General features: G+C 60.4%; 7 protein-coding genes and 1 pseudogene. 6 read left to right on the top strand and 2 right to left on the bottom strand.

All coding sequences use genetic code 11. The features are described 5' to 3' along the window. The first annotated feature begins 3 nt into the window (after positions 1-3). The 6 genes and pseudogenes from FTO60_RS12460 to FTO60_RS12435 all read left to right on the top strand — a co-directional run bounded on the left by FTO60_RS12460 (position 4) and on the right by FTO60_RS12435 (position 9,529). Positions 4-1,026, top strand: coding sequence for a nuclear transport factor 2 family protein (locus tag FTO60_RS12460; protein WP_148056260.1), 1,023 nt, complete (start codon positions 4-6; stop codon positions 1,024-1,026). After that, positions 1,023-1,999, top strand: a pseudogene (locus tag FTO60_RS12455) (ester cyclase). The gene FTO60_RS12460 and the pseudogene FTO60_RS12455 overlap by 4 nt, the downstream one beginning before the upstream one ends. Further along, positions 1,996-2,979, top strand: coding sequence for a cupin domain-containing protein (locus tag FTO60_RS12450; RefSeq protein WP_148056259.1), 984 nt, complete (start codon positions 1,996-1,998; stop codon positions 2,977-2,979). The pseudogene FTO60_RS12455 and the gene FTO60_RS12450 overlap by 4 nt, the downstream one beginning before the upstream one ends. A 78-nt stretch (positions 2,980-3,057) precedes the next feature. After that, a complete protein-coding gene (locus tag FTO60_RS12445; protein WP_148056258.1) occupies positions 3,058-4,182 on the top strand; it encodes a cobalamin-independent methionine synthase II family protein in 1,125 nt (374 codons plus the stop codon). Further along, positions 4,179-4,880: an alpha/beta fold hydrolase gene (locus tag FTO60_RS12440; protein ID WP_148056257.1), complete on the top strand. Its 702-nt coding sequence runs from the start codon at positions 4,179-4,181 to the stop codon at positions 4,878-4,880. Before FTO60_RS12445 ends, FTO60_RS12440 begins: the two co-directional genes overlap by 4 nt. A gap of 326 nt (positions 4,881-5,206) precedes the next feature. Then, positions 5,207-9,529 carry a calcium-binding protein gene (locus tag FTO60_RS12435; protein WP_172623883.1) on the top strand — a complete coding sequence of 1,441 codons (4,323 nt, stop codon included), beginning with the start codon at positions 5,207-5,209 and terminating at the stop codon, positions 9,527-9,529. Here FTO60_RS12435 and FTO60_RS12430 read toward each other — a convergent pair. Both FTO60_RS12430 and FTO60_RS12425 read right to left on the bottom strand, forming a co-directional pair. Next, positions 9,526-10,158: a TetR/AcrR family transcriptional regulator gene (locus FTO60_RS12430; RefSeq protein WP_148056255.1), complete on the bottom strand. Its 633-nt coding sequence runs from the start codon at positions 10,156-10,158 to the stop codon at positions 9,526-9,528. The two genes, FTO60_RS12435 and FTO60_RS12430, sit on opposite strands and share 4 nt — an antisense overlap. Beyond that, positions 10,155-12,560: an FAD-dependent oxidoreductase gene (locus FTO60_RS12425; protein WP_148056254.1), complete on the bottom strand. Its 2,406-nt coding sequence runs from the start codon at positions 12,558-12,560 to the stop codon at positions 10,155-10,157. The genes FTO60_RS12430 and FTO60_RS12425 overlap by 4 nt, the downstream gene beginning before the upstream one ends. Positions 12,561-12,790 lie beyond the last annotated feature (230 nt).

Raw genomic sequence — 12,790 nt, 5'->3', positions numbered from 1 at the left:
GAAATGCGCGGCTTTGATCCCAGGTGGCAGGACGTCCCCCACTATATCATCGGCATTACCAGGCAGATCTGGGAGGCGCGGCACATCGGCGCGCTGCGTGATCTTTATGCCGATGGGTTGGTCGTGCGCTCGCCTGCCTCGGTGGTGGTGGACAACAGCAATATCATCGCGGCGACAATGGCGACACTGGCCGAATTTCCCGACCGCGAATTGCTGGGCGAAGACGTGATCTGGTGCGATGACCCCCAAGGCGCGACCAAGACATCGGATGCTTATGTGTCCTCGCACAGGCTGGTTTGCACTGCGACCCATGCTCACGCGGGGATGTATGGCGCGCCGACTGGCAAGCGGGTGACTTACCGTATCCTTGCCGATTGCGCGATCCGTGACGGGGCGGTTTACGACGAATGGCTGGTGCGCGATCAGGCGGCGATAGTGTCGCAAATGGGGTTTGACGTGGTTGACTGGGCCCGTGACCTGATCGCGCGCGAAGGCGGGCCGGACAATTGCGTGCCTCCCATGACACCCGCCAATGACGTGGTCGGCCCTTATGATCGTCAGGGCAACGATAACGAATGGGGCACCCGCTATGCCGATACGATCCGCGCGATCATGGCGGCTGAAATGGACGTGATCCCGCGCGCCTATGATCGCGCCGCAAATCTGCATTACCCCGGCGGCCAAAACGGCCTGGGTTGGCGCGACGCCGATAAATTCTGGGTGGGCCTGCGCGCCGCCTTTCCTGACGCCGCCTTCAAGGTGGAACATGTGATCGGGCGCGACGATCCGATGATGCCGCCCCGCGCTGCGGTGCGCTGGTCGCTGCATGGCAAGCACGCAGGCTGGGGCCGGTTTGGCACGCCCACGGGCGCCGAGGTTTATATCATGGGGATCAGCCATGCCGAATTTGGCCCCTTTGCGGGCAACGGGGCGTGGGGCGATCCGACCATCCGGCGCGAATATACCCTGATCGACGACACCGCGATCTGGAAACAGATTCACCTTCAGACAGGAGCCCACCCATGAAGGGGTTTTCCAACAAATTCAAAGACCTGCCCGACTATATCGTCAAGATCACCAAAGAGATTTGGGAAGATCGCGGGCTGGCCACCTTGCACCACTATTACGCTCAGGACATTCCCATGCGATTCCCTTCGGGCCTTGTGCGCGGCAATGCAGGTGTGATCGACGGAACGCTGGCAACATTGGCCGAATTTCCCGACCGTGAATTGCTGGCCGATGATGTGATCTGGTCGGGCAACGAAGACGACGGGTTCCTGTCGTCGCACCGGTTGCTCACGACGGGGACGCACACAGGCCACGGCGCGTTCGGCGCGCCGACGGGCAAACGTTTCACGATCCACGCGATCGCCGATTGTGCTGCCCGGAACGATGTCATCGACGATGAATGGCTGATCCGCGATGTGGGCGGGATCGCCCGTCAGCTGGGCTGGCGCCCAAGCGACTATGCGCAGTATCAGATCGCCCAGGAAGGCGGGCCCGACACCTGCCAGCGCCCCTTTCATCCCAGCCATGACGTGCAGGGGCCATATACGGGGCGGGGCAATGATAACGCATGGGGCAAGACCCTTGCCACGATCCTGCAACGGATCATGGACAAGGATTTCACCGTGATCCGCAGCGATTATGACCGCGCCGTCAAAACCGAACATTGGGGCGCGCGTGGCGGCTGGGGCTGGGATTTTGTCGAAACCGACTGGATGCGCCTGCGGTCGTCCTTTCCGACGGCTGACTTCAAGATCGACCATCAGATCGGGCGCAATGACCCGGGCCTTCCCAATCGCGCCGCCGTGCGCTGGTCCTTGACGGGCAAACATGCGGGGCGGGGTTCTTTGGCACCCCCACCGGTGCCGAGGTGCATATCATGGGCATCACCCACGCCGAATGGGGCGAACGGGGGCTGCGCCGCGAATACACGCTGATCGACGAGGTCGCGATCTGGAAACAAATTTTACTTCATACAGGACAAACACAATGACACCCGCCGACATGGAGTCCCGCATCGTTCGCTATGGCGACCTGCAACCTTGCAAAACAGCCTTTATTGATGCCCACACGCCCGGTTCGGATCAAAAGGAAAACTTTACGATCATCGGTGGCGGTGTGTCCGAAAGCCCCGATCAACACGTGCATATCGCGATCCCGCACGGGTTCAACATCGGCGCGGCCGGTCAGCCGCCCAAGTGTCGCAATTCGCTGCACGATCATCATACCGCCGAAGTGTTCTTTGTCCTGAAAGGCAGGTGGCGGTTCTTTTGGGGCCGCTATGGTGATGCGGGCGAAGTGACGCTGGAGGAAGGCGATATTTTCAACATCCCCACCGGCATATTTCGCGGCTTTGAAAACATCGGCACCGATTACGGGATGATCATGGCGGTGCTGGGTGGCGATGACGCCGGTGGTGGTGTGATGTGGGCGCCGCAGGTGATAAAGGATGCGGCCGATCACGGGCTTATCCTTGGCGAAAACGGCAAGCTTTATGACACAAAGCGCCAGCAAAAACTCCCCGAAGGCGTGAACCCCATGCCTTTGATGTCAGAGGTCGAACTGGCAAAACGCCCCGAACCCACCACCGCCGACGTGCTGCCGAACCATGTGGCCCGGTATTGGGATCTGATGGCGCTGGCGGACCGCAAACCGGTGACGGTCGTGGGCGAACACGGCGTGCTGCGCGACAAGCCGGGATTCGAGATTGATTTCATCACCCGCGGGTCCGCCAGCGCGGCAAAGCACAGCCACAAATACCCGTCCGTGCTGATGCCCATGCGCGGGCACTGGCGGGTGACGTGGGCGGGGTCGGATGAATATGAAAGTGGTGCCGCCACCCTTGCCCCCGGTGACACGATGTCGGTGCCCGAAAACCTGCCTCACGCAGCCGAGCCCTCGATGACCGGCGAGGCGAGCCTTTATCGCGTCGTCGCCACCGGCGATCCGGCCGGGCTGACATGGCAAAGTTAACACCGCCCCATGCGTATGGGAGCCATACGGTTTCCATACGCTTTCCATATCAATTCCATACGCTTTGAAAGGCCGCCCATGTCCAGGATATTAACGACCCATGTCGGCTCGCTTCCGCGCACGCAGGATGTGGTCGATTTCATTTTTGCGCGCGAGAATGGCAAGGATTACAGTCAGGCGGATTTCGACGCCTGCATGACGGCAGCCGTGTCCGAAACCCTGCGCAAACAGGTTGCTGCGGGCGTGGATATCGTCAGTGACGGCGAGACCTCCAAGATCAGTTATGCCACCTATGTCAAAGATCGCTACACCGGTTTTGACGGGGATAGCCCGCGCAACGCACCTGCCGATCTCAAAAAATTTCCCAGTTTTCTCAAGCGCTTGTCTGACGAAGGCGGCAGCCCGCAATACGCCCGCCCCATGTGCGTCGGCGCGGTCAAATCCAAAGGGCAGGGCGAGCTGGAAAAAGATATTGCCAACCTCAAGGCGGGCATGGCCGAACATGGTGCAAAACGCGGGTTCATGAACGCGGCCAGCCCGGGGGTGATTTCGCTGTTCCTGCAAAATGATTTCTACACCACGCGGGACGAATATCTGGCCGCGCTGGCCGATGCGATGAAGGCGGAATATGAAACCATCGTCGCCGCGGGACTGGACCTGCAACTGGATTGCCCCGACCTTGCCCTGTCCCGCCACATGCTGTTCAACGACCTGTCGGACGATGAATTCCTGCGGATCGCCGCCAGCCACGTAGAGGCATTGAACCACGCGCTTGCGGATATCCCCGAAGACCGTGTGCGCATCCATATCTGCTGGGGCAATTACGAGGGGCCGCACGTTTGCGATATCCCGATGGCCAAGATGTTTGACACGCTGATGTCGGCCAAGGCGCGCTATACGTTGTTTGAAACCTCCAACCCGCGCCACGGCCATGAATGGGCCGTGTTCCGTGATCGCGCCGCCGATATTCCCGACACCAAAGTGTTGGTGCCCGGGGTCGTGGATACGACGACGAATTTTGTCGAACATCCTGATCTGGTGGCCGAACGGGTCGCGCGGTTTGTGGATATCGTCGGTGCAGAGCGTGTGATCGCAGGCAGCGATTGCGGCTTTGGCACCTTTGCCGGCTACGGCGCGGTTGATCCCGATATCGCCTATGCGAAGCTGGCGGCGCTGGCCGAAGGGGCCAGGCGCGCGTCATGACACCGCTTGTGCTGCTGCCCGGAATGATGTGCGATGCGCGACTGTTCGCGCCGCAAATCGCAGCATTTTCGGGTCAGCGCGCGGTGCAGACGGCTCCGATTGGCGGTGCCGACACGATCTCGGCGCTGGCGGCGGATGTCCTTGCCCATGCCCCGCCCCAGTTTGCGCTTGCGGGCCTTAGCATGGGCGGGATCGTAGCGATGGAGGTGATCCGCCAAGCGCGCGATCGTGTGCTTGGGCTGGCCTTGCTTGATACCAACCCCAAGGCCGAAACACACGATGTGGCTGCACGGCGCGCCCCGCAAATTGCATCCGTGCAGGCAGGGCGACTTGCCACTGTCATGCGCGACGAAATGAAGCCGAATTACCTGACCGATGGGCCACAGCGGGCGGAAATTCTGGCGCTATGCATGGCGATGGCTGACAGCCTCGGGCCGCAGGTTTTCATCAACCAGTCCCGGGCATTGCAGATGCGCCCTGACCAGCAACAGACGCTACGCGGCGTCGCCTGCCCAACACTGATCTTATGCGGGCGCGATGATGCGCTTTGTCCTGTCGCGTATCACGAATTAATGCATGGCCTCGTGGCGGTCAGCACCCTGCGCGTGATTGAAAATGCGGGCCATCTGCCGACGTTGGAACGGCCCGAACAGACCATTGCCGCCCTTGCGCGCTGGTTAGACAGCGTCGACGGTTAACCCTGCCGATCCGCCCATGCTGAAGCGGAGGCATCAACCCCAAGCCTGCGTGGCGGGGTTTTCGTGTCGTGGTTCCGTGCCGTGCGAGACTCTGAGTGTTGTGACCGGGAATGCTTAGCCTGGCTTGGTGGCTTCGCAAACGTATTCAAACACGCATATCCGTGCAAATCCGCGGCCAGATTCCGCACGTGTTGCATTTGAACCGCAGGTCGCGGTTTTGCCACATTCGCGCCGCCATATCCCCAGAAACGTCAGATAGACCGCCCGTGAAATAACGCGAAATCTGCGCCCTTTGAATGCGCATGCCAATGCAAAGAGGGAATAGTTTGAATAATTTTACGATCACGGAAACAGATGGTGTCGCGCAGGTCGATGTCGCCGACGGCGCTGATATCAACGCGGCCCTAGCGGCGGTGCAGGCCTATGTTGCGGCCAACGGCACAGCGACATCCGGCGTTGTGAATGTGACCGCTTCGACCAGCTTTTCCGAAACCCTGATTGCGCAGGATAACGTCGCCCTGAACATCAATTCAGGCGTGACCCTGACGCTGGACACGGCGATTTCGGGGCCAGCCTATGATCTGTCAGGCACCAGCTTTGCAGGGCTGACAGGCAGCGGCACATTGGACGTCAACGGAAACGCGGGAACGGCTGTTCTGGGCACTGCCGCCCATGATGTGCAGATCGGCAATATCGGGGGTACCGGAAGCCCGCCTGATCAACTGACGATCGAAGGGTGGAAATACGGTGTCGTGATCGAATCGAGCGCCACCGAGGCGGCGACGGACATCACCGTCGAAAACCTTGAAATCAGCGGCCCAGCCGCCACGGATGTCGTCTATCCGTTCTTGATCACCAATCGCCCCGGCCTTGACGGCCCGATGGTCCAAGGGCTGTCGGTCACCAACATGCTGGTTGACGGAGCACAGCCCCTTGGGCCGGGCGGCGAGATGATTGGCGGAGAGTTTTCCGCCAGCAACGGCTTTACGGCCGATCAGGTCGTGCTGCAGGGCGTGAACAACGCCACGCTGACAAATGTATCGTCACTGAACGGTGGCGAGAACGGTTTTACGGTCTCGTGGAGTTCCACAAATGTGACCTTGATTGACAGCACGGCGACAGGTTCGGACGCTCACGGTTTTAACCTTGGCAGTGCGGGGCTGGCAATTGACGTTGCGGATTCATCGGGGCTGTCGGAAGGCATGTTGATCGTTGGCGCGACGTCAGGGGCCACGGCGACGATCATGGGCGTGTTCGATAATCGGATTTGGGTCTCGGGTACCTTTGGAGCGCAGTTTCTGGCGGGCGAAGACCTTGCGCTGGTGTCGGCCCCCGGAACGGCGCTGACCACTATAACACAGCCCTACCCAACGTCGAACGTCACGGTGATCAACGGCACGGCCAGTTCCAACGGGCTGGCCGCGGGTCAGCCGGTCGATGCCAATGGCGATCCGGTGACCTTTTCGGACTACTACATCCAGCAGGCGAATAATGTTGTGGTGTCGGGCAGTTCTGCCAGCATTGGCCATCTGGACGCGAATGGAAATGTTGTCACGAATTACGGTGTCTATGTAGCAAACGCGACCTATTCGCTGGGTGATATGACCTACGTGAATTACGGCAACGGCCAGATTGCCGTCGCCGAATTTGGCACGGCAACGCTTGTGCCGGTGACAGGCGTCCCGCTAAGCACGATTTCGGGAACCGGCGGGGATGACACGATCAACGGCACCGATGGTGCTGATCAGATCACCGCAAGCGATGGCGATGATCTGATCGACGGGCGCACCGGCGATGACGTGATCACAGGCGGCGCTGGCAATGACAGCCTGCTGGGGAATGTGGGCGCTGATCTGTTGCTGGGTGGTGAGGGCGCCGACTGGCTAAGCGGTGGTGCGGATGCCGATACGCTGCAGGGTGGCGCAGGCAATGACGATATCATGGGCGGTGACGGCGCAGACTTGCTTTGGGGCGAAGTCGGTGATGACACGCTCAATGGCGGTGATGGCGATGATACGCTGTTTGGCGGTGACGGCGCCGACATCCTAGGCGGCGGCGGCGGGCAGGATCTGCTCGACGCGGGATTAGGTGACGACACGTTGAACGGCGGCGATGGTAACGACGTCCTGTCAGGTGGGGCGGGTGCAGATATCCTTGCGGGCGGGCTTGGTGATGACACTTTGAACGGTGGCGATGGCATCGACGATCTGATGGGCGGTGCGGGTCAAGACACGCTGTATGGGGGCGCTGACGACGATATCCTGGCCGGTAACGATGGCGACGACGCCCTGTTCGGAGAGGATGGCGCAGACGACCTGACCGGTGGCACTGGCAATGATACGCTTTTCGGTGGCGTAGGCGACGACGTGCTGTCGGGTGGTGACGATGCAGATGATCTTTCCGGTGATGCAGGCGCGGATATCCTCAACGGTGGGAGCGGCGCTGACACCCTGTGGGGTGGCGCTGACAATGATAGTCTGACAGGTGGCGAGGGTGCCGATATCCTGACAGGCGGGACGGGCGATGACTGGCTTGCGGGCAACGATGGCAACGATGTCATGGATGGCGGAACTGGCCTTGATGCGCTTTATGGCGGGGCCGGGAACGACTTGCTGGCGGGCGGCGACGGTGCGGACCAAATGAATGGCGGGACCGGAGACGACACGCTGCAGGGCGGTATTGGCGATGACTGGCTTCAGGGTCTTGATGGCGCCGATACGCTGACAGGTGGGGATGGTAACGACACGCTGGACGGTGGCACAGGCGGCGACGATATCAACGGCGGCACGGGCCGCGATCTCTTGACTTACGCGACCTCGGCGACCGGCGTTGCAGTCGATCTTACGGCGGGTGTCGGCACCGCTGGCGATGCCGCAGGCGATACCCTTGCCGGTCTTGAAGATGTCATTGGCAGTGCTTTTGATGATACGATCCGTGGTGACGAATTTGCCAATAATATTCAAGGGCTTGACGGCGACGATACCCTGGATGGCATGGCGGGTGATGACACGCTGGTTGGCGCGACGGGCAGTGATCTTTTCCTTGGCGGCGACGGGGCTGACAGCATGGCGGGCGGCGGCGGATTTGACACCGTCAGCTATGCCAGCTCGGGCAGCGCGATTATCCTGGATCTGGCGAATAGCACGCGCAACACGGGGCAGGCGGCAGGCGATCAGTTTTCCGGAATCGACGCATATATCGGCACGGCGATGGGCGATGACATGTCGGGCACAGGCGGAGCCAACAACCTTGACGGTGGCGCAGGTGACGACACGCTGGACGGGCGTGGCGGGGCGGATACCCTTTTTGGCGGCGCGGGCAATGATTTGCTGATCGGCGGCATTGGTGGCGATGCGTTGTTCGGTGGCGAGGGCATAGATTTTGCAAGCTACGCCGATGCGACCTCGGGTGTGACCGTGGATTTGCGATATGCGGAATTGAACACCGGATTTGCCGAAGGCGATACCCTTGTTGGGATCGAAGGGCTGATCGGTTCGGACATGGTTGACAATTTGTTGGGAAATAGCGGTGACAACACCCTTGATGGCGGGCTTGGCAACGATCGCCTGAACGGTTGGGGAGGTAATGATTTCCTGTTGGGTGGCGACGGCAACGACATTCTTGACGGTGGTGCGGGCGACGACCAGCTTTATGGTGACGACGGCAGCGATCTGATCGATGGTCGCACCGGCGATGATACGATCTTTGGTGGTCTGGGCGACGATGCGATCCGTGGTGGTGGTGGCAACGATAGTATCAGTGGCGGTGACGGGGCCGATCACCTTGTCGGTCATGGCGACGCCGATGTCATGGACGGCGGGATAGGTGATGACACGATCTTTGGCGGGACGGGCGAGGATATCGTTACCGGCGCATTGGGCGCGGATTCGGTTTATGGCCAGGGTGGCAATGACCTGCTTTATGGCGGTGATGGTGACGACCTGATGCAGGGCGGTGCGGGCAATGACCAGATGTTCGGCGATGATGGCCGCGACCACATGTCGGGATCGGGTGGCAACGACGAAATTTTTGGCGGTGCGGGGGGCGATAGCCTTTATGGCGGCGCGGGCAGTGATACGATTGATGGTGGTGACGGCGACGATGTCATGACGGGCAGCGTTGGCCACGACACGATTTACGGCGGCGCGGGTAATGATAGCGTCAATGGTGGCACCGGAAACGACGTTCTGATCGGTGACGGCGGCGGCGATACGCTGCGCGGTGTTGATGGCGATGATCAATTGACCGGTGGTGCGGGCGCAGACAGACTGTTTGGTGATCTTGGTGCCGACACGCTTGATGGTGGCGACGATGACGACACCCTGCGCGGCGGCGGCGATAACGATACGCTGGATGGTGGCGCGGGCACAGATACCCTGTGGGGCGACGTCGGTGATGATGTGATGACGGGCGGCGCGGGGGCTGATGTCTTTGTGTTCCGCAACGGGTTTGGCAACGACCGCGTGACCGATTTTGCCAACGACGGCGTTGAAAAACTGGATATGCGCAATATCACCGGGCTTGATAGTTTTGCTGACCTGACGCTTGCCGAGCAGGTTGGTGGCGTTTTGGTGACGATTGGCACCGACAGCATCCTGCTTGAGGGGCTGACGGCGGCAGATCTGGATGCGGGCGATTTTCTGATCTAGGCGCGCGGCATGATCTGCAACATGCGGGCGCGGTAGGCTTTGATCTCGGCCTCCGGTGCGACCCGCCCCGTGAATGTCAGCAGATAGTCGGGGATCGCGGCCATCCGCGCGGCCAGCGGCTCGTGCAGGTCAGCATCGTTATAGCCGATCTGCATGTAATAGAGCACCCGTGCGCGGATCAGGCTTTCGCCCGCGCCATAGCCATAGCGCGTGAACATCCCTGTCAGCGCCGCGATCCGCTGATCATCCGATTGCATCAGGACATCATGCACCTTGACGGTACGCTTTGCCCAGTCGCGCACCGCGAAATCCAATTGCGTATCAAACTGGGTCGGGTCGATGAAACAGGCAAAGACATTGCACACAGCCGCCGTGATGGTTGGTGCATCGGTTTTTGCAGCCTCCACCAACAGGCGCGTGTTTGTTGCCAGCCAATGATCAAGCAGCGCATCCATCAGGTCTTGGCGACTGTGGAAATACCAATAGAAGCTCGAGCGGGACACGCCCAATCTTTCCGCAAGTGTCAGGATTTTCACCCTTTCGGCCCCGCCTGACAACAGTGCATCCATCGCCGCGCGCAACCAATCGTCGCGCGTGACCTTGGTGTTGCCTGTCAGGGTTTCGGTCATGCGCGCATGGCCTGACCTGCGGGGTCATAGGGGGACGGCGCAATGACCCGCGCCGGGTGTTCCACACCGACCACGTGTAACGTAAGTTCGGTGCCTTCGCGCGCCATATCGGCGTTCACGAGGGCCATCGCATAGGATTTCCCCAAGGTGTGCCCGAACCCGCCCGAGGTGACAAAGCCGACCTTGTCGCCCTTATGCCAAACCGGTTCGTAACCACTGGCATCGGCGTCTTTTGCATCCACTTCGAGCGTCACTTGCACCTGCGCGGGGCCAGTGCCATCGCGTTCGGCCAGTGCCGCCTCGCGCCCGATGAATGCAGGTTTGTCCCAGTCGATCCAGCGGTCCATCGCCGTCATGCCCGGCGTGTAGCCTTGGGTGAATTCCGCCGACCAGATACCATAGGATTTTTCCAGCCGTAGCGACAGCAGTGCATTAAATCCAAACTCGATCATGCCGTGATCGGCGCCTGCAGCCAGCAGCGTTTTGCGCAGCGTTGCGTGATCGCCCATGCGGCAGTGAATTTCATAGCCCAACTCGCCTGTTACCGACAGCCGCCCGACCTTGCAGCGCAGCAACCCGATGTCAAAGTCCCCGCAGCCCATGAAAGGCAGCGCGCCCACGTCGTCATCGGTCAGCTTTTCGATCACTGCGCGGGATTTGGGCCCCGAAAGGGAAAACCCGGCAACTTCGTCACCCAGATCGCGCAGCGAAACATCCGCGCCCATATGATCGGTGAACCAGCGCATGTGCCACGCGCGCAGATAATAGCTGCCCATGATCCACCATGTCCCGTCACCCCAGTTGAACAACGTAAGATCACCCTTGAGGCGGCCATCCTGCCCCAAGGCCACGGCAAGGCGTGCGCGGCCCGGTTTCGGCAGTTTGGTGGCAAAGATCGTGTTCAGCCAGTCTTCGGCCCCGGCGCCGGACACTTCGAACCGCGAAAAGCCCGAGATATCAAGCAGGCCAACATGTTCACGCACCGCCCTGCATTCGTGCGCCACGATATCAAAGGCGTTCGAGCGTTTCAGTGAAGGCGTTTCCTTGAACCCCGGGGCAGCGAAATAGAGCGGCACTTCGAGATCCCAGCTTTGGCCCCACTGGCAGCCCGCGGCGGTCATATCGGCGTGGGCGGGGGCCGTTTTGATGGGCCGTCCTGCGGGCAGTTGTTCGTTGGGGTAGGTCATCACGAACCGGCGAGTATAGAACTGTCCGGTGGTTTGTTTGATGTATTGCTTGTTTTCCGCCCAGATGCCGTAGCGGGCGACATCCATGCCGTAAACGTCCGCTTCGGGTTCGCCGTAGATCATCCATTCGGCCAGCGATTTGCCAACGCCGCCCCCTTGCAGGAAACCGGCCATGACCGCACAGGCGGACCAATAGCCGCGCTTGCCCGGCACGGGGCCGACCAGCGGGTTGCCATCGGGCGAGAATGTGAAGGCACCGTTGACCCATGTTTTCACGCCCACCTCTTGCAGGACGGGGTAGCGCTCAAAGCCCATGATCAGCTCGCGCTCGATCCGGTCGGGGTCTTCCTGTTGCAGTTCAAACCCGTAGTCCCAGGGCGCGCCGTCCATCATCCAGTGCTGGTGATCAATCTCGTAAATGCCCAGCAGCACGCCTTTCTGGTCCTGACGCAGATAGGTGAACCCTTCGAGGTCGACAGTCATCGGCACCTCGAAGTCAATCTCCTCCAAGGCAGGAATCGTGTCGGAAATCAGATAATGGTGGTTGAGCGGCGAGACGGGCAATTCAATGTCTGCCATCCGGCCCACTTGTTTTGCCCAAAGACCGGCGGCGTTGACCACATGTTCGCAGTTGATCGTGCCCTTTTCGGTGACGACTTGCCAGCCTTCGAGCGTCTGGTTCAACTCCAGGACACGGTTGTGTTCGATGACGGTCGCGCCGTTCTTTTTGGCGGCTCCGGCATAGGCATGTACCGTGCCTGTGGTGTCGATATACCCTTCACGGTCGGCCCACATACCGCCCAGCAATCCTTCGCCTGACATGATCGGGTTCAGGGCGACCGCTTCGTCGACATCCACAAGGCGACAGTCTTCGATGCCGATAGATTGGAACGTGCGATAGGCCGATTGCAGCCATTCCCAGCGTTCCGGCGTGCCCGCCATCGTCAACCCGCCCGTCATGTGCAGGCCGATGTTCTGGCCACTTTCCTTTTCGATCTCGGACAGCAGATCAATGGTATAGGCTTGCAATCGTGCGATGTTGGGGTCGGCGTTCAGGGCGTGAATGCCGCCCGCGGCGTGCCATGACGATCCGGCGGTCAGCACCGAACGTTCAATCAGGCAGACATCGGACCAGCCCATCTTGGCGAGGTGATACAACACCGACGTGCCAACAACGCCGCCCCCGATAACAACGACCTTGTAGTGCGATTTCATGGCTGCGCCTCCGTGACCTGCGATTCCTGTCAGATCATGCGTAGGGCAGGAGAAATGCGTCGTCTAGACATTTGTGTCCAGTGCCTGCGCGCAGGTGATTCCACTGTAGGTTGCGCGCGCTTGGTTGTGCAAATCAGCCTGACCGCATTCCCGCGATGCGCACACAAATCAAGCAGACAAGGGCTATGAGAACATGCCGCAAGGTCATTTTGGCAAGGCCTCTTGCCATT

This window comes from Octadecabacter sp. SW4, from assembly GCF_008065155.1.
Taxonomy (GTDB): Bacteria; Pseudomonadota; Alphaproteobacteria; order Rhodobacterales; family Rhodobacteraceae; genus SW4.
The sequence above is the reverse complement of the archived record's forward strand: the minus strand, read 5'-3'. Positions and strand labels throughout refer to the sequence as shown.

What these genes read in the sequence shown, in the direction of transcription:
- FTO60_RS12460 (WP_148056260.1), top strand. Translation starts at nt 4, where the DNA reads ATGCGCGGCTTTGATCCCAGGTGGCAGGACGTCCCCCACTATATCATC.
- FTO60_RS12450 (WP_148056259.1), top strand. Translation starts at nt 1,996, where the DNA reads ATGACACCCGCCGACATGGAGTCCCGCATCGTTCGCTATGGCGACCTG.
- FTO60_RS12445 (WP_148056258.1), top strand. Translation starts at nt 3,058, where the DNA reads ATGTCCAGGATATTAACGACCCATGTCGGCTCGCTTCCGCGCACGCAG.
- FTO60_RS12440 (WP_148056257.1), top strand. Translation starts at nt 4,179, where the DNA reads ATGACACCGCTTGTGCTGCTGCCCGGAATGATGTGCGATGCGCGACTG.
- FTO60_RS12430 (WP_148056255.1), bottom strand. Translation starts at nt 10,158, where the DNA reads ATGACCGAAACCCTGACAGGCAACACCAAGGTCACGCGCGACGATTGG.
- FTO60_RS12425 (WP_148056254.1), bottom strand. Translation starts at nt 12,560, where the DNA reads ATGAAATCGCACTACAAGGTCGTTGTTATCGGGGGCGGCGTTGTTGGC.